We start from the raw sequence: 18,744 nt of genomic DNA on the forward strand, positions 1-18,744 counted from the left end.
GTCGCGGGAATGCCTGCCGGGATGCGATCGTTGGCACCCACGTTACGTGTATACCGAACGAGAACCTAAGGATCAGCCGCCTGTGAGCACGGTCCCCGACATCACCCTCAACAACGGCATCACGATGCCCCAGCTCGGCTTCGGCGTCTGGCAGGTGCCGGACGACGAGGCGGCCGTCGCGGTCGCCACGGCCCTGGAGGCCGGCTACCGCAGCATCGACACCGCCGCGCTGTACCGCAACGAGCAGGGCACCGGCCGCGCCATCGCCGCCTCCGGCATCGCCCGTGAGGACCTGTTCGTCACCACCAAGCTGTGGAAGACCGATCTGGGCCACGACAACGCGCTGCGCGCCTTCGACGCCTCCCTGGACAAGCTCGGCCTCGACTACGTCGACCTCTACCTGATCCACTGGCCGAGCCCCGCGCGCGGCCTGTACCTGGAGACCTGGCGCGCCCTGGAGAAGATCCACGCCGACGGCCGGGCCCGGGCGATCGGCGTCTCGAACTTCCCCGTCGCGCAGCTGCAGCACGTCCTCGACGAGGGCACCGTCGCGCCCGCCGTCAACCAGATCGAGCTGCACCCGAATCTGCCGCAGGCCGAGCTGCGCGCCTTCGGCGCGGCGCACGGCATCGCCACGGAGGCCTGGTCGCCGCTCGGCCAGGGCCGCGGCCTGCTCGACGAGCCCGCGCTCGCCGCGCTGGCCGCCAAGCACGGCAAGAGCCCGGCCCAGATCGTGCTGCGCTGGCACCTCCAGCTCGGCAACGTGGTCATCCCCAAGTCCGTGACCCCCGCGCGGATCAAGGAGAACATCGACGTCTTCGGCTTCGAGCTGGACGCCGAGGACCTGGCGGCCATCGACGCCCTCGACAACGACGGCCGCCTGGGCCCCGACCCGATGGTCTTCAACTGACATAGGCCTCGCCCCGCACGGCACAAGGGCGGCGGACCGGTGACCGGTCCGCCGCCTCTGCCGTTCCCGGCAGTCGCCCAAGCGCCCTGGCTTCGGTAACCCCCCGCGCCGTGAAGGGGGTTGAGGCACCGGCCTGGCCTGCGGTCATGCTGGACCACGAGAGGGAGGCCGCCCGGTACGACGCCACCCGGGGCGGGACACCGCGGGCCCGGGCCGCCGCCGAGGCGGTGCTGGGGCTGGTGCCACGGCAGGCGCGCACGCTGCTCGACGCGGGGTGCGGGACGGGCCTGGTGACGCAGCGGTACGCACGTCCCGGGCTGCGGGTGCCGGGGGTGGACGGCGCGACCGCCATGGCACGGATGGCCAGGGCCCGAGCAGGGCCGGGCATCATGGTCGCCGACGTCCGCCGGCTGCCGTTCGCGACGGGGTCGCTGGACGCCGTGTCCACGCTTTGGGTGCTGCATCTGCTGCCGTTCGCGACGGACGTGGTCGCGGAATGCGCGCGGGTCCTGCGGCCCGGCGGGGTGCTGGTCACCACCGTCGACAAGGACGCCGGGCACGACGTGGGCAGCGACATCGACGCGCTGCTCGGACCCTTCCGGCGGCGCGAGCCGTACGACGCCGAGGGGCCGGTCCTGCGGCACGCCGCGGCGCACGGCCTGCGTCCCGCCGGGGAGGCCCGCTTCACCGGCCACGGACAGGGCCGGACCCCGCGCGAGCTCGCCGCACGGATCGCCGCGGGCCACTTCGCCACCGCGCTCGTGCTGGGCGCGGGGGACGCCGCCTCACCGGCCGGGCGGCCGGCGGCCCTGCCGGACCAGGACAGGCCTCGGCCCGATCCGGTCTTCCGGCCGGTCGCCCTCGCCAAGGGCCCGGATTCCCTTACAGAGGCGGCTCGTTGAGGAGTTCCTTCAGCCACAGCGTCATCCGCTCGACCGGCACCGTTCCGGTGGCGGTGCCGGAGCCCGTGGCGGGGAAGACCCGGCCCCAGGTGTGGGCGCGGCCGACCGCGCCGACCCGGCAGGCCAGGCTCGCCAGCCGGCGCAGCGCGGGCAGGTCGTGGCCCTCGCCGCCCCAGGATTCCAGGTAGCGGTCGCGCAGCCGGGCCACCACCTCCGGGCCGTCCGCGCCGTGCCGCCGGTGCGCCATCCGGGCGGTCACGAGCAGGCTGGTGAAGGGGTGGGCGAGGGCCGCGTCGCCCCAGTCGAAGAAGACATAGGCGTCGCCGCGGTGGAAGACCTGGTCGTCGTGGAGATCGGCGTGGTCGAGTGCCGCGCCGATGCCGGACCCGTCGAGTTCCGCGCACCAGTCCGCGAACCGCGGGCGGACGGCACGGACGTCGGCGGGCGCGTCGGTGCGGTGGATCAGCTCGTCCAGCCGCTCCGGCAGCCGCGCGGGCCGCAGGTCGGGCACTCCCAGTGCGGCCATCTCCTCCGCGCGGTGCGCGGTGGCCCGCTGCAGGGCGGCGTACGCGCGCAGCGGGGCCTCCCAGTAGTAGGGGCTGCCCCCCGGCCGGTCCGCGGTGCCGGCCAGCAGCGGCCCGCCGTCCGGCAGCAGCGCCCAGGCGCGCCCGGTGTCCACCGCCAGCGGCGCCAGCACCCGGCCCGGCACCCACCCGTGCAGGGCCCTGGTCAGCGCGGGCTCGAAGGCGGAACCCGGGGGGTTCGCCTTGAACCACACCGTCTCCCCCGAGGCGGTGGGGATGCGCACGACCACCGACCAGGGACGCAGCCGGGCCAGCCACTCCTCCCGCGCCCGCGGTCGCAGACCGCGGGCGGTGATGGCCTGCTCCGCCCAGGCGAGGGCGTCGTGCCGCCACGCCCGGTCCGCCCAGGGCGTCGGCCCCTCGTGCTCGCCGATGTCGATCCGCGGTTCCCGCTCCATCAACGCATCACAGCACGACCGCCCGCGCCGCGCACCTGCGTTACGGTCGGCGCATGACGACGACCACCGCCGGCCCCGGCCCGTCCGTCGCGGGGGTGGGCGCCCTGCTGCGCGGCTGGCGCGAACGGCGCCGGATCAGCCAACTGGAACTCGCGCTGCGGGCCGACAGTTCGGCCCGGCACATCAGCTTCATCGAGACCGGCCGCTCGCGTCCCAGCCAGGCCATGGTGCTGCGGCTGGCGGAGCACCTGGACGTACCGGTGCGGGAGCGCAACGCCCTGCTGGTGGCGGCTGGTTACGCTCCCTCCTTCCCCGAGACGCCGCTGCGCGACCCCGCCATGAGCCCGCTGCGGGACGGCCTCGACCGGCTGCTGGCCGCGTACGACCCGTACCCGGCGCTGGTCCTGGACGGCATGTACGACGTCGTGGCCGCCAACCGCGGGGTCGGCCTGCTCCTCGACGGTGTCGCCGGGCACCTGCTGCGGCCTCCGATGAACGCCCTGCGGATCACCCTGCACCCGCAGGGTCTCGCCCCGCGCATCCTCAACTTCCGCGAGTGGCGCGGCCATCTGCTGGAGCGCGTCGAGCGCCAGATCACGATGAGCGGCTACGCGCCGCTGCGCCGGCTGCACGAGGAGCTGGCGGCCTATCCGGTGGACGGCGCGCACCCGGACCCGCCCGCGCCGGACGGCCCGCACGTCCCCTTGGCGCTGCCGCTGCGGGTCGCCCACGGGGGCCGGGAGCTGTCGTTCCTCTCGACGGCCGCCACCTTCAACACCCCCATGGACATCACGGTCTCCGAGCTGGCGATCGAGACGTTCCTGCCCGCCGACCCGGAGACCGCCGCCGCCCTCAGGGCGGGAACGCCGCCCGTCAGCCCTGCGGAATCCGGTCCAGGAAGCCGCTGACCGAGCGGATCCGGCCGTCCTCGGCCAGTGTGATCACGTCCGACCCGGCCACCGGTGCGGTTCCCGCGGGCGCGCCCTGCGGCCCCAGCTCCCAGGAGAACCGGGCGATGTCGTGGTGGCCGTCCACGCTGCCGGTGAGGGTGAACACCAGGCCGGGGAACTGCTCCGCCACGCCGCCGATGAGCGCGTCGATGGCCTCGTGGCCGGTGGCGTCGGCCAGCGGGTCGGTGTAGCGGCCGTCCTCCGTCCACGCGGCGGCCACGGCCTTGGCCCGTGCTTCCGCGTTCCCGGGGCCTCCGGCGTTCCATGCCTCGAAGTACCGGGCCACCGCGGTCTCGTACCGGTTCTGCTCCATGCCTTTTCCTCCCGCTCGTTGTGGTGGGCCCGGCGGACGGGGTGGAGTGCGCGGCCCGTCCGCCGGTACGTCCACCCTGCCGGGACGGCGCGGAGGCGTCGATTACCTCGGAGGTAGCGGCAGGTGGTCGCCGAGGACGGGGGCGATGGCCTCGGCGTAGGCGTCGGCCATGTGGCTCTCGTCGCGGTAGACGAAGACGTCGCCCACGACGACCGGGCAGGCGCCCGCGTCCGTGCAGAACCAGCGGGTGGGGTCGAGGACGGTCCCGCCGGTCGTACGGGCGGCCGCGCGGATCGCGGCCCCGCGGAGGGGGTCGCGGACCGCGCCGGGCAGGTGGTTGGTGCAGCGTTCGAGGTGCAGGGGGCGGGTGGCCGCGCAGTCGACCGCGTCGGCCCGGGGCCACGGGGTGTCGAGGAGGGCGACGACGCGGGTGCCGTCCCGTGCGAGCGCGCGGTAGGTGGCCGCGAAGCCGGCGGTCCACTGCCGCAGCGGGTCGTCCGTCCGCCGGTCCGGAGTACCGGCGTCGGAGGAGGAGGCGACGACCAGCGCCGGGTGCAGGGCGTGGATCCGGGCGAGGGCCTTGGCCCGCCACTGGTCGCAGGCGCGGTACGGGCCGCCCCCGTTGACGGTGGTCACCTCGGCCACCTTGCAGGAGGCCTTGGTCAGTGAGACCAGCTTCCAGTGGCGGGCCTTGGCCAGCCGGTCCAGCGCGGGGAACCACTGCGCCGCGTGGGAGTCACCGAAGAGGACCACGGTGCGGTCCGCGGACGTGTCGCCGTACACGCACGGCGACACCGCGGTACTGGCGTAGTTGACGTGGCAGCCGTCCTGGTAGACCGCCGACCGTGCGGACGTGATGTCCGCCAGCGCCGGGCGCAGGTTGCCGGGCAGGCTCGTCGCCGCGCCGTCCAGCAGCTCCGCGAGCCGCCCGCCCGGGTCGGGGGCGGCGGTGAGCGCGGGCCTCAGGGCGACCGCGGGCGCGCCGGAGTCGACGGCGGGCGGGAAGGCAGACGCGACCAGGACGGTCGCCACGGCGCCCGTCGTCAGCGCGGCGCCGAGCACGAGCCCGCGAGCGGGGCGCCTGAGCAGCGCGGGGTGGAAGCGCACCCGGTTCTCGACCAGGTGGAGCGTCAGCCACGCGGGCAGGAGGGCGAGGGCGCTCAGACCGACCCCGAGGAGCGGGTCCGCGGGTACCCCCAGCGCCACCGGGACGATCACCAGCAGCGGCCAGTGCCACAGGTACCAGCCGTACGAGAGTCCGCCCAGCCATGTCAGCGGCCGCCGGGCGAGCAGCGCGCGGGCACCCCACTGCGGTGCCGGCGCGCAGCCGCCCGCCAGGACGAGTACGGCACCGAGCACCGGCAGCAGGGCGTGGTGGCCCGGGAAGGGGGTGTCCGCGTCGAACACCACCGCGGACAGCAGGACACCGGCCAGCCCCGCCCACGTCATCGGCGCCGCCCACCGCGCGGGCAGTCTGCGCAGCCGGACCGCGGCCAGGGCGGTCAGGGCCCCCGCGCCGAGCTCCCAGGCCCGGGTGTGGAAGCCGAAGTACGCCCAGGAGGGCGAGCTCCGCGTCGTCCACACGCTCAGCCCGAACGACAGCAGGCAGAGCGCGGCGAGCGGCAGGGCCAGCCCGCGCCGGCGCCGGGTGAAGCGCGCGGCGGCGGGCAGGAGCAGCGGCCACAGCAGGTAGAACTGCTCCTCCACCGCGAGCGACCAGAAGTGCTGGAAGGGCGAGGGCGGGGCGCTCTGGGCGAAGTAGTCCGTGCCGTGGACGGCCAGCCGGAAGTTCACCGCGTACAGCGAACTGCCCAGCGCGTCACCGGCGTACTCGGCGAAGCGGATCTTCGACAGGAACAACCACGCGCCGGCGACCGTGGCGAGGACGACGATCGTGGAAGCGGGCAGCAGGCGCAGCGCCCGCCGGGCGTAGAAGGCGCGCAGGGAGACGGTGCCGGTGGCGAGCACTTCCCGCAGGAGGAGCGTGGTGATGAGGAAGCCGGAGATCACGAAGAAGACGTCCACGCCGGCGTAGCCGCCCGCCAGGTGCGGCACTTGCGCGTGCGCCAGGACCACCATCGTGACCGCGACGGCGCGCAGTCCCTGGATGTCCGGACGCCACGCGTGGCCCTTGCCCGCCCGGGCGGGGCGCGGCGCGGGGACGGCGGTGCGGGGCGCGGGCACGAGCGGCCCGCCCGCGCGTGGCACGGGCGGCGTGCGGTCGGCGAGGGATCTCGATATCACTCCCTGTACTGTCCGGATCCGCGCGCGCGTTCTTGTGACCCCGGTCATACGTGCGGAGCCCCGTGGTGCCGGGTGGCGCCACGGGGCTCCGTCGCGGCGGGCCGTGAGGGAGCCGCCCGCGGGGAAACGAAGATCAGCCCTTGCGGGCAGTGACCTCCTCGGTCAACTGCGGCACCACCTGGAACAGGTCACCCACCACCCCGAAATCCACCAACTCGAAAATCGGCGCCTCCGGATCCTTGTTCACCGCCACGATCGTCTTCGACGTCTGCATCCCCGCCCGGTGCTGAATCGCACCCGAAATACCCGCCGCCACATACAACTGCGGCGACACCGACTTACCCGTCTGACCCACCTGATTCGCGTGCGGATACCAGCCCGCATCCACCGCCGCACGCGACGCACCCACCGCCGCACCCAACGCATCCGCCAACGCCTCGACCACGGAGAAGTTCTCCGCACCCCCCACACCACGACCACCCGAGACCACGATCGCCGCCTCCGTCAGATCCGGACGACCCGTCGCCTCCCGCGCCGTCCGCGACACCACCCGCGCACCCGTAGCCAGCGCACCGAAGGTCACCGCAAGCTCCTCCACCGCACCCGCCGCCCCGACAGCCTCCACCGGCGCCGAGTTCGGCTTCACCGTGATCACCGGCACGCCGGACGTCACCCGCGACCGCGTCGTGAACGACGCCGCGAACACCGACTGCGTGGCCACCGCACCCCCATCACCGGCCACCACATCCACCGCGTCCGTGATCAGACCCGACCCCAGCCGCAACGCCAACCGCGCCGCGACCTCCTTGCCCTCACCCGACGACGCCACCAGCACCGCCACCGGACCCACCACCTTCGCGGCCGCCTCCAAAGCGTCCACCTTCGGCACCACCAAGAACTCCGCGAACTCCGAAGCCTCACTCACCAGCACCCGCACCGCACCATGCGCACCCAGCACACCCGCAGTCGACCCAGCACCCGCACCCAACGCCACCGCCACCGGCTCACCCAGCCGACGCGCGATCGTCAACAACTCCAGCGTCGGCTTACGCACCGCACCATCGACATGGTCCACAAAGACCAGGACTTCACCCATGGAAACTCGAACTCCTCGCAGAACAGACGGACAAGCGGATCAGATGAACTTCTGGCTCACGAGGAACTCCGCGAGCTGCCTGCCGCCCTCGCCCTCGTCCTTCACGATCGTCCCGGCCGAACGCGCCGGACGCGCCGCCGCCTCCACAACCTCGGTCCACGCACCCGCCAGACCGACCTGGCCCGCATCGATCCCCAGATCGGACAGGTCCAGGGACTCCACCGGCTTCTTCTTCGCCGCCATGATCCCCTTGAACGACGGATACCGCGCCTCACCCGACTGGTCCGTCACCGACACCACCGCCGGCAACGCCGCCTCCACCTGCTCCGACGCCACATCACCGTCCCGGCGCCCCGACACCGTCCCACCGGCGACCGCCACCTGCGACAGCAACGTCACCTGCGGCACACCCAACCGCTCCGCCACCAACGCCGGCACCACACCCGCCGTCCCGTCCGTCGACGCCATCCCCGTCACCACCAGATCGAACCCCACGTGCTCGACCACCTTCGCCAGCACCAGCGACGTCGCCAGCACATCAGACCCGTGCAAGCCCTCGTCCTCGACATGCACCGCCTTGTCCGCACCCATCGACAACGCCTTGCGCAGCGCGTCCTTCGCATCCTCAGGACCCACCGTCACCACCGTCACCTCAGCGTCCCCCGACGCCTCAGCGATCTGCAGCGCCTGTTCCACCGCATACTCGTCCAGTTCCGACAGCAGCCCGTCCACCGCATCACGATCCGTCGTCAGATCCCCCGCGAAATGACGATCCCCCGTCGCATCGGGCACGTACTTCACCGCTACAACGATCCTCAAGCTCACTTGATGTCCCCTCACACTCTCGGTTGGGTGCTTACGGCAGGTTGCGGGCCATGACGATGCGCTGGACCTGGTTGGTGCCCTCGTAGATCTGGGTGATCTTCGCGTCGCGCATCATGCGCTCCACGGGGTAGTCCCGCGTGTACCCGTAACCGCCGAGCAGCTGCACCGCGTCGGTGGTGATCTCCATTGCCGCGTCCGACGCGTAGCACTTGGCGGCCGCGCCGAAGAACGTCAGGTCCCCGTCGTTGCGCTCGGACTTCGCCGCGGCCGCGTACGTCAGCTGCCGGGCCGCCTCCAGCTTCATCGCCATGTCCGCCAGCATGAACTGGATGCCCTGGAAGTCCGCGATCGCCTTGCCGAACTGCTTGCGCTCCTTGACGTACCCCTTGGCGTAGTCGAGGGCGCCCTGCGCGATGCCGATCGCCTGCGCGGCGATCGTCACCCGCGTGTGGTCCAGGGTCCGCATGGCGGTGGCGAAGCCGGTGCCCTCCGCGCCGATCATGCGGTTCGCGGGGATGCGCACGTTGTCGAAGTACACCTCACGCGTCGGCGACCCCTTGATGCCGAGCTTCCTCTCCGGGGCCCCGAAGGACACACCCTCGTCGCCCTTCTCCACCACGAAGGCCGATATCCCCTTGGAGCGCTTGTCCGGGTCGGTCACCGCCATCACGGTGTAGAACTCCGACACCCCCGCGTTGGTGATCCAGCGCTTCACGCCGTTGAGCACCCAGAAGTCCCCGTCGCGCACCGCGCGGGTCTTCATCCCCGCCGCGTCCGAGCCGGCCTCCGGCTCGGACAGGCAGTAGGAGAACATCCCCTCGCCGCGTGCCAGCGCGCCCAGGTACGTCGTCTTCAGCTCCTCGGAGCCCGACAGCTGCACGGGCAGCGATCCCAGCTTGTTCACGGCCGGGATCAGCGAGGAGGAGGCGCACACCCGCGCCACCTCCTCGATCACGATCACCGTGGACAGCGCGTCCGCGCCGGCGCCGCCGAAGGCCTCGGGCACGTGCACCGCGTGCAGGTCGTTGGCCTCCAGCGCCTCCCGCGCCTCTTCGGGGAACCGCCCCGCCTCGTCCACCTCCGCCGCGAACGGGGCGATCTTCGCCTCCGCGAGCGAACGCACCGCGTCACGGAGCATGTCGTGCTCCTCCGACGTCCGGAACAGGTCGAATTCCTGGCTCACGATCGGTCACTCCAGTCCGTGTACGGCGCCCATGGCATCGAGTACCCTCAATTATGCACACTCAGTGCCATCCGTAAGCCCCCGATGCTAGATTTTCGGACCATGACCACGAAGCCCCCGATGCGGGACGCCCTCGTCGCCGCGGCCTTCCAGCTCTTCCTGGAACGCGGTTACGAGGCGACGACGATCGACGACATCGTCGCCCTGGCGGGCGTCGGACGCCGGTCGTTCTTCCGCTACTTCCCCTCCAAGGAAGACGTGGTCTTTCCCGACCATGAACGCGCGCTCGCCGAGATGACCGAGTTCCTGGACGGGAGCGCGGACACCGACGAGCCGGTGTCCAAGGCCTGCGGCGCCGCCCGCCTCGTGCTGAACATGTACGCCGAGAACCCCACCTTCTCCGTGCAGCGCTACCGCCTGACCAAGCAGGTGCCCGGGCTGCGGGCGTACGAGCTGTCCGTGGTCTGGCGCTACGAGCGGGCCCTCGCCGAGTACCTCGGGGCGCGCTTCGCCGACCGGCCCGACGGCAAGCTGCGGGCCGACGTCATCGCCGCCGCGGTAGTCGCCGCGCACAACAACGGCCTGCGTTCGTGGCTGCGTTCCGGCGGCGAGGGCGACGCCTTCGCCGCGGTGGACCACGCGCTGGACTACGTGCGCCGCGGCTGGAACCCCGAGGGCGCCGCGGCCGGGGGGCCGGCGGAGGCCGAGGACGACGTCGTGGTGGTGATCACCCGGCGGCGCACGCCGATGTGGCGGGTGGTGCGCGAGATCGAGTCCTCGCTGGACGGGGAACGATCCCCCTCATAAGGAACTGAGTACCCCGATCGGGGCACTCCGTTCCCCCCTGCACGTCAGCCCCTCCCGGCCCGGTGCCAGGGGGCCGGTCCGCCCCACTTTGCGTGTGCTTTAAATTTGTACGATCGAGTCGCCGGGCATAGCGTGATCCCATGGCCGAGACTCCGCAGCAGACCGGTTCCCCCGTCCGTCAGAACGTCACCTTCACCAGCGCAGGAGCCACCGCGCACGGCTACCTGGCGCTGCCGCCCGCCGGGCGCGGTCCGGGCGTGATCGTGATCCAGGAATGGTGGGGCCTGAACGACCACATCGCCGACGTCACCGAACGCCTGGCCAAGGAGGGCTTCGTCGCCCTCGCCCCCGACCTGTACGGCGGCAACGTCGCCCACGACTCCGGCGAGGCGCTGCGCATGATGCGCGCGCTGCCCGTCGCGCGCGGCGTGGAGCTGCTGTCCGGCGCCGTGGACTACCTCCTCGCGCGTCCCGAGGTGACCTCCGAGCACGTCGGCTCCGTCGGCTTCTGCATGGGCGGCGGATTCGTGCTCTACCAGGCCGCGAGCGACCCCCGGGTGAGCGCCGCGGTCCCCTTCTACGGTGTCGTCCAGGGCGAACTGCCCGACTTCACCGGCCTCAAGGCCGAGGTCCTCGGGCACTTCGGGGAGACGGACGAGAGCGTCCCCCCGGCCGCCCTGGTCGCGCTGCGCGACGCCATCCGCGAACAGGCCGGTGTCGAGGCCGACTTCCGTACCTACCCGGCCGGCCACGCGTTCTTCAACGACCAGCGTCCCGAGGCGTACCACGCCGAGTCGGCGGACCGCGCCTGGCGCAGCACGCTGGAGTTCCTCCACACCCAGCTGGGCTGACCGCGCTCCGCGGGGGCGGCACCCGGGACGGGGTGCCGCCCCCGCGGTCTCACGGCGCGAGCAGCCGCAGCCAGCCCGCCGACCGCACGACACCGTCCACGGGCAGGGCGCAGGCGCCCTGGAGCGTCCGCACCGCGGCGGCCGTCGCCGTACCGAACACCCCGTCCACAGCAAGCGCCGCCCCGTGGGTGTTGAGCAGCGACTGGGCCGAGGACACGGCGGCCCCGGCGTCGCCCTGTGCCAGCGGCGCCACAACGAGCGCCTGCCACGTCGCGGATCCGACGACGCCGTCCACCGGCAGGGCGCGGGCGCCCTGGAACGTCCGCACCGCGGCCGCCGTCGCCGTACCGAACACCCCGTCCACCGCGAGCGCCGCCCCGCGCGCGTTCAGCAGGTACTGCGCGGCCTTGACCCGGCTGCCGCTCTGCCCCTGCGCCAGGTACGGCCAGTCGGCGGCGGGCGTGCCGAGGCCCGCGGGGAGCGGGAAGGGCAGCGGGACGAGCAGTTGGGTGTTGCGCGCGTCGGCCGTGCCGCGCCGCTTGTCGATGCCGCGGGCGACCGCCTGGATGTCGTTGACGGCCAGTTCGCGGGCGAGGGAGGCGAGCGCGGCCGGGGAGCCGGTGTCGCCGCCGTAGGACACCGGGGCGTCCGCGTCGATCATCGTGGTGAAGATCGACAGGGTGCCGTTGCCCTCGGCCACCTCCAGGATCCGGCTCTGGATCGGCCAGTCGATGTGCGAGGCGGTGTTGACCTCCCAGAAGCCGCCGCTGAGCGAGGCCGGCCAGGCGGGCCGGTGGGGAATGACGGTGTTGGTATGGGTGTGGCCGTCCACCATCAGCACCACGTTGGGGAAGCGCAGCAGCAGGGCGCGCAGGTCGTCGCCGCCGTAGGGCGCGTCGTCGTCGGTGTTGTCCATCGAGTCGAGCGTGTGGTGGCAGAACACGACCACGAGCTTGTCGCGGACACCCGGCTGCTGCACGACGGTCCCGGGCCCCGTGCCGCCCGGGTCGGCCAGTTCGTACCGGGAGGAGACGGCCTTCAGGCGCCCTTCCAGCCATGCCCACTGCTCCTCGTCGAGGGCGCCGTCGGCCCCTCCCCCGGCGTTGGTGGTGTCCAGGACGAGGTACTGGAAGAGGTCGTCCGGCGCCGAGGGCACGGCGTAGTAGGCGCGGTCGGCGCCGGAGGTGAAGCCGTGGCCCGCGGGGGTACCGCTGGTGCGGAAGTGCTCGGCGACGAACTCGCTCCGGGACAGCAGCCGGCGGGCGGAGTCGGCGGTGACCTTCGCCGTGGCGAGGGTGAAGTCGCCGGTGAGGATGTCCGTCAGCAGTTCGACGTAGTAGCCGAGTCCGTTGTCGAGGACGTCGGGCACGCCCTCGACCTTGGTCAGCTTGGTGGAGCCGGTGGCGATGGCCTTCAGCGGGTCGAACGGCAGCGTGTCGGGCGGGACGTTGCCCTGGACGAGCCCGTCGTGGTTGCCGTAGGCGGCGTACCAGGGCATGCCGAGACCGGTGGCGGCGAAGGGCCGGCGGGCGGCGGTGAGGAGCCCGGTGACCAGGGGGAAGCCGGCCAGGTCGTTGTTGTCGGGGGGAGACTGCCGTACCTCGGGGTGCCAGTAGTGGACGTCGGCGCCGAACGCTCCGGCGGCGACGCTCTCGTCCTTGGCGAGGTTGCCGGAGTCCGGCCGCACGCTGTTGCCGTCGAGCAGGTCGATGTACCAGCGGGCCTCGTTGTACTGGCAGTTGTCCACGGCGTCGCCGGTGACGACGGTGAAGGCCAGCGGGGCACCCGTTCTCGGGCCGCGGCCGGTGCGTCTGATCGCCCGGCACATCGCGTCGGTGGTCTGCGTCGACAGGAACTCGTGGGCCCGGTAGGCGGATTCCGTCGGGTACGAGTTGTAGTGCGGCGGACCGTAGTCGGCCAGGCGGTCCAGGCACTCCACGCGCAGCGGCGACTGGTCGTCGACGATGTGCAGGTCGGACATCTGGGCGAAGGCGGCGAGCGACCGGGTCACCGCGGGCGCGGCGACATCGGCCAGGTCCCGCCGGATCAGGTGGGGTTCGCCGGGCCCGGCGACGATCCCCCGGTAACCGCGGCCGAGGTCCGGGCCGCGCTGCAGCGTCCGGTCCACGGTGGACAGGACGGAGGCGGCGCTGTCGCCGACCGCCGTCGCGGCGAGGGCCACGCCGAGCGGGCCGCGCAGATCGACGGCGGCGGCCACCACGCTCGCGGCGGTCACCGTCAGCATCCTTCGACGAGAAAGGGACATTCCGAATCCTGTTCGGTCGTCAGCCGCCGTGCCGGGCAGCACGGCATGGCGAGGGGACGGGAGGGGGGCGCGCCGGTCCTTCGGTGGGCCGCCCCGCGGACACGCGGAGGGGCACGGACCGGAGTGGGGGGAGAACGAACCGTGGAGGGGAACGGGCATGCGGGGGCGGGCACGGACCGGGCCCGACCAGGGTGGCCCACGGGGGCCGTGGACCGCAAGGAGTGGTACAGCCACTCAGTCACTGATCCGTGGCGGACCCCGTCCCAAAGAGGTGCGCTCCAGGCAATTCCTCTTTGCAGATGGGGAGTTCAGCCCTCTGCGGCGAACCCGCCCCTGCCGTCCGGCAGCGCGTCCACGACCGCCCGGACCGCCTCCTCCGGGCTCGACGCGCGCAGGGGGATCCCGTCCCCGGCGTCCGCGGCGACGTCCCAGCCGGCGAGGACCACCGTGGGCCTGCCGGTGCGCATCGCGAGCGCCACCTCGCTCAGGGTGCCCCAGCTCCCGCCCACGGCGACGACCGCGTCGGCGGCGGCCACGACGAGCCCGTTGCGCAGTTCGCCGAGCCCGGTGGGCAGGCAGACCGTCAGGAAGGGGTTCCCCTCGGCACGGTCCCGGCCGGGCAGCAGCCCGACGGTGACGCCGCCGTGCGCCCGGGCGCCCTCGCACGCCGCCTCCATCACACCGCCGAGGCCGCCGCAGACCACCACCGCGCCCCGCAGCGCCAGCAGCTCGCCCACCCGCCGGGCGTGCGTGCGCTCACGGTCCCCGGCGGTACCAGGGCCCACCACGGCCACATAGACCGGCGTCATACCGTCCCCCGATCGCCTGGCAGCGTTTGACATGGCGGATACCCACAGATATTTGCTGTAGATGTGACTTCCCGCCACTTCGCTTCCCGCGCCTCCCTCGCCTTCCTCGCGACGACACTGGCCGTCGCCGCCTGCGACGCCCACCGCTCCCCCGACAGCTCCGGAACGGCCCGCGCGATGTCCGCCAGGACCGCCGCCGCGAGCACCCCGTCGTGCGCCCAGCGCGTCGAGGCGGCCATGAACGACACCGAGCGGGTGGGCCAGCTCTTCATGGGCGCGGCCGTACTCCCCACGACGCCCAAAGCGGACCTCAACGCGATGAAGACCTACGCCGTCGGCTCGGTGATGCTCGCGGGCCGCAGCACCGCGGGGGTGACGAAGATCCGGGCCTTCGCCGACCAGTTGCAGGGCATGCGGCAGACCGTCGCCGGACAGCGGGTCGGACTGCTGGTCGCCACGGACCAGGAAGGCGGCCAGGTACAGGTCCTCAAGGGCCCCGGCTTCTCCACCATCCCCAGCGGGGTCACCCAGGGCAAGTACACGACCACCTACCTGCGGCAGCAGGCCGCGACCTGGTCGGCCCAGCTGCGCAGCGCCGGGGTGAACGTCAACCTCGCGCCGGTCGCCGACATCGTGCCCGCATCGCTGGGCACCGCCAACGCCCCGATCGGCAAGTACGGCCGGCAGTTCGGATCGACCTCCGCCGTGGTCTCCCCGCACGTCACGGCCTACGTCCAGGGCGCCACCCGCTCCAAGGTGCTCACCACGCCCAAGCACTTCCCGGGCCTGGGCAGTGTGCGCGGCAACACCGACGTCACCGCCGGGGTGACCGACACGACCCTGACCCGCACCGGCGCGAACGTCGCCCCCTTCAAGGCCGGTATCGGGGCCGGAGCCGCACTGGTGATGATCTCCACGGCGATCTACAAGCGGATCGACGCCGCGCACCAGGCGGCGTACTCCTCCGTGGTCATCAGCGGGATGCTCCGCAAGGACCTCGGCTTCAAGGGGGTCGTGATCTCCGACGACCTCGGCAAGGCGGCCTCCGCGCAGTCCCTCGCCGTCGGCAAGCGCGGGCTCGCCTTCCTGCGGGCCGGCGGGGACCTCGTGCTGACGGTGCAGCCGACGGGCATTCCCGCCATGGCCGAGGGCATCCGCTACGCCATGCGGCACGAACCGGCGGTGCGCACCCGGGTGCACGACAGCGTCCTGCGCGTGCTGGCCGCCAAGGAGGCGGCGGGCGTGCTCACCTGCACCGCCTGAGGACCGCGGCCCGGTGCGCCGTCGCCACCACGAAATACCGCCGTTCGCGGCGTGGCGGCGACGGCGCACCGGCGCCGGGCGGTGGCAGGGTCGGTCCATGGAACGTCCCGCCTCCCCCGTCCGCCGCGCACCGCGCCGGCTCGCCCGCCTCGCCCTGGCCGCCGGGGCCGCGGCACTGGTCCTGCCGGTCGTCGTCGCCGGACTGAAGAGCCTCCTGCTGGTCGCCGTGGCCTTGGCCGGCACCGGGGTCACGGCCGCCGGCGTCTGGTGGGTGCTGACCCGGCGCGGAGCGGTCAGGGTGCTGGCCGTGGCCCTGACCGTGGCGGCACCGGTGGGTGTGCTCCTCTACTACGCCCACGCGGACCTGCTCTGGGTGGTGCTCACCTCGCTCGCCCTGTGGATCCTGGCGCTGAGCTGCGGGCGTGCCGCGGTGCACAGGGCCGGTCAGGAGGAACGGCGCGTCCGCGAACGGCGGGCTCCCCCGCCGCGGCGCCCGTTCCTGATCATGAACCCGCGCTCCGGCGGCGGGAAGGTCGCACGCTTCGGCCTGAAGGAGAAGGCGGAGGCCCTGGGCGCCCGGGTGACCCTGCTCGACCCGGACCATCCGCAGGACGTGGCCGCGCTCGCCCGCGCGGCCGCGGACGAGGGTGCCGACCTGCTCGGCGTGGCGGGCGGCGACGGCACGCAGGCACTGGTCGCGGCCGTCGCCGCGGAGCGCGGGCTGCCCTTCCTGGTGATCAGTGCGGGCACCCGCAACCACTTCGCCATGGACCTGGGGCTCGACCGGGAGGATCCGGCCGCCTGCCTGGACGCGCTCACCGACGGCGTGGAACTCCGCGTCGACCTGGGCTCCGTGGACGGCCGGCCCTTCGTCAACAACGTCTCCTTCGGCGCCTACGCCGCCGTCGTGCAGAGCCCGGCCTACCGCGAGGACAAGGTCGGCACGATCCTGGAGATGCTGCCCGACCTGCTCACCCGGCGCACCGGCAGCCGGCTCACCGCGCGGGCGGGCGCGACCGTGCTCCACGAGCCGCAGGCCGTCCTGGTGAGCAACAACCCCTATCGCACCGGCGACCCCGCGGGGCTCGGCCGCAGGGACCGGCTGGACACGGGCATGCTCGGGGTGCTCGGGGTGACCGTCGACAACGCGGCCCAGGCGGCGGCCCTGCTGATGGGGCCGCAGGCCCCGGGACTCAGTGCCCTGACGGCACGCCAGGTCGTCGTCACCGCGGACGCCCCGGCGATCGAGGCCGGCGTCGACGGCGAGGCGCTGCTCCTCCCCGTGCCTCTGCACTGCGAAATCCGGCCGGGCGCCCTGCGCGTGCGCCTCCCCCGCAACCGCCCGGGCGTCCCCATCACCGGCGCCCGCCTCGACTGGTCCCACCTGTGCGCACTCGCCCTGACCACAGGCCACTGACCCGGGCCGCCGCAGCGGCCCGCCCAGTTCAGGTGCCTTCGCCACCGCACGACGGCCGGTCGCGCCCGCAGGCCAGAACGCTGCGCCACCGCAGGCCCCCGCCGCACGCAGCAGCCTGCCCCTGCAAGCCCAGGCCGGCCCCGGCACCGGCGGCCCGAACAAGCAGGCATCCGCCTCGTCGCACGGCGCCCCGGACGCCCGCGAAGGCGAAAGCCACAGCACAGGCGGCCCGCTCACGTCAGGGCCGCCCTCGGCACCCGCGAGGCGAGCAGGAGCGCAGCACCACAGTGGCCGGTCACCGCCGCCCATGACGGCGCGGGCAACCGCAAAGGTGAAAGCACGACACCCACAGCCAGGCCGCCCCCGGCACCCGGCAACGACGGCCCGAAGCAAGCAGGAACCCGACACCCCCAAGGTCAGGACCGTCCCCCGGTGCCCGCAGGGAAAGGCGCGGCACGCGGCAGGCCGCCCAGCGGAGGCAGGCCGTCCTCGGCACAGCCACGGCAGTCCAGCGACGACCGCGGAGCGGGCAGGAGCGCGGCGCCACCGCAGGCCCCGCCGTCAATAACGGCCCAGGCCTCCGCAAAGGTGAAGGCCCGGCACCCGGCAACGGCCGCCCGGAGCGAGCAGGAACGCGGCCCCGCTGCAACGGCCCGGACGCTCGCGAAGCCGAAGGCCGCAGCGCCGGCGGCCCACCCAGGCGTCCAACGGGCCGACCACGAGGCGAGGAGGCACGCCGCCCCGCCGCAACGGCCCGGTCAACCGCGAAGGCGACGGCCACGGCGCGGGCGGCACGCCGAGGTCAAGCGGCCGACGCCCGCAGGGCGAGCAGAGGACTCGGGCCCGCCGCAGCGCGGCCCGGGCACCCGGGAGGGCCACGGCGGGCACGTGTCAGCGTCTGACCAGGCTGGAGTCGCGGACAACGAGTTCGGGTTGGAGGACGACCTGGCGGTGCCGGTGGTCGCGGCCCTGCGGGTCGGTCTCCTCAAGGAGCATCCCGGCGGCCATGGCGCCCATGGTGACGGCGGGCTGCCGTACCGAGGTCAGCGGTACGGCGGCCGCCGCCGCGAACTCGATGTCGTCGTAGCCGACGATGGAGATCTCGCCGGGCACGCCGACCCCCGCCGCGTACAGCGCCTGGAGCACGCCGAGGGCGAGCAGGTCGTTGGCGCAGAACACGGCGGTGGGGCGCTCGGCGAGGCCGAGGAGGCGGTGGCCCGCGTCGCGGCCGGAGGCCACGTCCAGCCGTTCGGTGGGCAGTTCCCGCAGGACCTCCGCGGGCGCCCCGGCCTCGGTGATCGCGGCCAGGGCGCCCGTGCGGCGGTCGCGGACCTGCTGGAGGTGGGCGGGTCCGCTGACGTACGCGATGCGGCGGTGCCCGGCCGCCAGCAGGTGGGCGAGCGCCAGCCGGCCGCCCGCCACGTCGTCCACCGACACCGAGCATCCGTCGGCGACCGCCGACACCCGGTCCACCAGCACGAAGGGGATGCGGTGGCGCCGGAAGGCGGCCAGGTTCCCGGAGGTCCCGGCGTCGGCGGGCGTCACCAGGACACCCCGTACCCGCTGCTCGGCGAAGAGCGACAGGTACGCGGCCTCCTCCTGCGGGCTCTCGGCGCTGTTGCAGACCATCACGCCGAAGCCCGCCTGCCGGGCGGCCCGTTCGGCGCCGCGCGCCACGTCGACGAAGAACGGGTTCGCCATGTCGAGGACGAGCAGGGCCATGATGCGGCTGCGGCCCGCCCGCAGCTGACGGGCCGATTCACTGCGCACGTACCCGAGCCGGGCGATCGCGCGCTGGACCCGGGCACGGGTCCCCTCGGGAACCGAGTCCGGCCGGTTGATCACATTGGAGACCGTGCCCACGGAGACTCCCGCCTCCCGGGCGACGTCCTTGATCCCCACGGCCCGTGCCCTGTCCGTCACGCC

16 protein-coding genes are annotated in these 18,744 nt (G+C 73.4%); 7 read left to right on the forward strand and 9 right to left on the reverse strand.

The genetic code is table 11. The features are described 5' to 3' along the window. The first annotated feature begins 82 nt into the window (after positions 1–82). Entirely contained in the window at positions 83–910 is an 828-nt protein-coding gene (locus ACIP9H_RS01635) for an aldo/keto reductase (RefSeq protein WP_401584795.1), read from the forward strand. A gap of 146 nt (positions 911–1,056) precedes the next feature. Next, positions 1,057–1,812 (forward strand): class I SAM-dependent methyltransferase, encoded by a 756-nt coding sequence (locus ACIP9H_RS01640; protein ID WP_401584792.1) that lies wholly within the window; start codon positions 1,057–1,059, stop codon positions 1,810–1,812. Here the strand turns inward: ACIP9H_RS01640 and ACIP9H_RS01645 are convergent. After that, positions 1,793–2,794: an aminoglycoside phosphotransferase family protein gene (locus ACIP9H_RS01645; RefSeq protein WP_401584789.1), complete on the reverse strand. Its 1,002-nt coding sequence runs from the start codon at positions 2,792–2,794 to the stop codon at positions 1,793–1,795. The two genes, ACIP9H_RS01640 and ACIP9H_RS01645, sit on opposite strands and share 20 nt — an antisense overlap. Before the next feature lie 53 nt (positions 2,795–2,847). Here ACIP9H_RS01645 and ACIP9H_RS01650 point away from each other — a divergent pair, with 53 nt between their 5' ends. Further along, positions 2,848–3,702 carry a helix-turn-helix domain-containing protein gene (locus ACIP9H_RS01650; protein ID WP_401584787.1) on the forward strand — a complete coding sequence of 285 codons (855 nt, stop codon included), beginning with the start codon at positions 2,848–2,850 and terminating at the stop codon, positions 3,700–3,702. Here ACIP9H_RS01650 and ACIP9H_RS01655 read toward each other — a convergent pair. The 5 genes from ACIP9H_RS01655 to ACIP9H_RS01675 form a co-directional block, all read right to left on the reverse strand. Beyond that, the gene (locus ACIP9H_RS01655; protein WP_401584784.1) at positions 3,668–4,057 is read right to left on the reverse strand and encodes a nuclear transport factor 2 family protein; all 390 of its coding nucleotides are present in this window, start codon (positions 4,055–4,057) and stop codon (positions 3,668–3,670) included. The genes ACIP9H_RS01650 and ACIP9H_RS01655 overlap by 35 nt on opposite strands. A gap of 102 nt (positions 4,058–4,159) precedes the next feature. Then, on the reverse strand, positions 4,160–6,301 hold the full coding sequence (locus tag ACIP9H_RS01660) for an acyltransferase family protein (RefSeq protein ID WP_401584781.1): 2,142 nt from the start codon (positions 6,299–6,301) through the stop codon (positions 4,160–4,162). A 133-nt stretch (positions 6,302–6,434) separates the two neighbouring features. Then, positions 6,435–7,397, reverse strand: coding sequence for an electron transfer flavoprotein subunit alpha/FixB family protein (locus ACIP9H_RS01665; protein WP_401956800.1), 963 nt, complete (start codon positions 7,395–7,397; stop codon positions 6,435–6,437). Between the two features lie 39 nt (positions 7,398–7,436). After that, positions 7,437–8,222: an electron transfer flavoprotein subunit beta/FixA family protein gene (locus ACIP9H_RS01670; RefSeq protein WP_401956803.1), complete on the reverse strand. Its 786-nt coding sequence runs from the start codon at positions 8,220–8,222 to the stop codon at positions 7,437–7,439. A gap of 31 nt (positions 8,223–8,253) precedes the next feature. Further along, the gene (locus tag ACIP9H_RS01675) at positions 8,254–9,405 is read right to left on the reverse strand and encodes an acyl-CoA dehydrogenase family protein (RefSeq protein ID WP_360916765.1); all 1,152 of its coding nucleotides are present in this window, start codon (positions 9,403–9,405) and stop codon (positions 8,254–8,256) included. Positions 9,406–9,525: 120 nt separating this feature from the next. On the opposite strand from ACIP9H_RS01675, the gene ACIP9H_RS01680 reads away from it, so the two are divergent. Then, positions 9,526–10,212: a TetR family transcriptional regulator gene (locus ACIP9H_RS01680; RefSeq protein WP_401596799.1), complete on the forward strand. Its 687-nt coding sequence runs from the start codon at positions 9,526–9,528 to the stop codon at positions 10,210–10,212. A 140-nt stretch (positions 10,213–10,352) separates the two neighbouring features. Further along, positions 10,353–11,063 (forward strand): dienelactone hydrolase family protein, encoded by a 711-nt coding sequence (locus ACIP9H_RS01685; protein WP_401596794.1) that lies wholly within the window; start codon positions 10,353–10,355, stop codon positions 11,061–11,063. 49 nt (positions 11,064–11,112) lie between these two features. Here ACIP9H_RS01685 and ACIP9H_RS01690 read toward each other — a convergent pair whose 3' ends face one another. Both ACIP9H_RS01690 and ACIP9H_RS01695 read right to left on the reverse strand, forming a co-directional pair. Continuing rightward, positions 11,113–13,299 carry a TIGR03767 family metallophosphoesterase gene (locus tag ACIP9H_RS01690; RefSeq protein ID WP_401596791.1) on the reverse strand — a complete coding sequence of 729 codons (2,187 nt, stop codon included), beginning with the start codon at positions 13,297–13,299 and terminating at the stop codon, positions 11,113–11,115. Between the two features lie 338 nt (positions 13,300–13,637). Continuing rightward, positions 13,638–14,138: a TIGR00725 family protein gene (locus ACIP9H_RS01695; RefSeq protein WP_401596788.1), complete on the reverse strand. Its 501-nt coding sequence runs from the start codon at positions 14,136–14,138 to the stop codon at positions 13,638–13,640. 63 nt (positions 14,139–14,201) lie between these two features. On the opposite strand from ACIP9H_RS01695, the gene ACIP9H_RS01700 reads away from it, so the two are divergent. Together ACIP9H_RS01700 and ACIP9H_RS01705 are read left to right on the forward strand one after the other, a co-directional pair. Continuing rightward, the gene (locus ACIP9H_RS01700) at positions 14,202–15,401 is read left to right on the forward strand and encodes a glycoside hydrolase family 3 N-terminal domain-containing protein (RefSeq protein WP_401596786.1); all 1,200 of its coding nucleotides are present in this window, start codon (positions 14,202–14,204) and stop codon (positions 15,399–15,401) included. A 97-nt stretch (positions 15,402–15,498) separates the two neighbouring features. Beyond that, on the forward strand, positions 15,499–16,818 hold the full coding sequence (locus ACIP9H_RS01705) for a diacylglycerol/lipid kinase family protein (RefSeq protein ID WP_401596783.1): 1,320 nt from the start codon (positions 15,499–15,501) through the stop codon (positions 16,816–16,818). Positions 16,819–17,709: 891 nt separating this feature from the next. On the opposite strand, the gene ACIP9H_RS01710 is transcribed toward ACIP9H_RS01705, so the two are convergent. Beyond that, positions 17,710–18,741, reverse strand: a complete 1,032-nt coding sequence (locus ACIP9H_RS01710) for a LacI family DNA-binding transcriptional regulator (RefSeq protein ID WP_401596781.1) — start codon at positions 18,739–18,741, stop codon at positions 17,710–17,712. Positions 18,742–18,744 lie beyond the last annotated feature (3 nt).

It is taken from the genome of Streptomyces sp. NPDC088732 (assembly GCF_044751205.1).
Classification (GTDB): domain Bacteria; phylum Actinomycetota; class Actinomycetes; order Streptomycetales; family Streptomycetaceae; genus Actinacidiphila.

What these genes read in the sequence shown, in the direction of transcription:
- ACIP9H_RS01640 (WP_401584792.1), top strand. Translation starts at nt 1,057, where the DNA reads ATGCTGGACCACGAGAGGGAGGCCGCCCGGTACGACGCCACCCGGGGC.
- ACIP9H_RS01645 (WP_401584789.1), bottom strand. Translation starts at nt 2,794, where the DNA reads ATGGAGCGGGAACCGCGGATCGACATCGGCGAGCACGAGGGGCCGACG.
- ACIP9H_RS01650 (WP_401584787.1), top strand. Translation starts at nt 2,848, where the DNA reads ATGACGACGACCACCGCCGGCCCCGGCCCGTCCGTCGCGGGGGTGGGC.
- ACIP9H_RS01655 (WP_401584784.1), bottom strand. Translation starts at nt 4,057, where the DNA reads ATGGAGCAGAACCGGTACGAGACCGCGGTGGCCCGGTACTTCGAGGCA.
- ACIP9H_RS01665 (WP_401956800.1), bottom strand. Translation starts at nt 7,397, where the DNA reads ATGGGTGAAGTCCTGGTCTTTGTGGACCATGTCGATGGTGCGGTGCGT.
- ACIP9H_RS01680 (WP_401596799.1), top strand. Translation starts at nt 9,526, where the DNA reads ATGCGGGACGCCCTCGTCGCCGCGGCCTTCCAGCTCTTCCTGGAACGC.
- ACIP9H_RS01685 (WP_401596794.1), top strand. Translation starts at nt 10,353, where the DNA reads ATGGCCGAGACTCCGCAGCAGACCGGTTCCCCCGTCCGTCAGAACGTC.
- ACIP9H_RS01695 (WP_401596788.1), bottom strand. Translation starts at nt 14,138, where the DNA reads ATGACGCCGGTCTATGTGGCCGTGGTGGGCCCTGGTACCGCCGGGGAC.
- ACIP9H_RS01705 (WP_401596783.1), top strand. Translation starts at nt 15,499, where the DNA reads ATGGAACGTCCCGCCTCCCCCGTCCGCCGCGCACCGCGCCGGCTCGCC.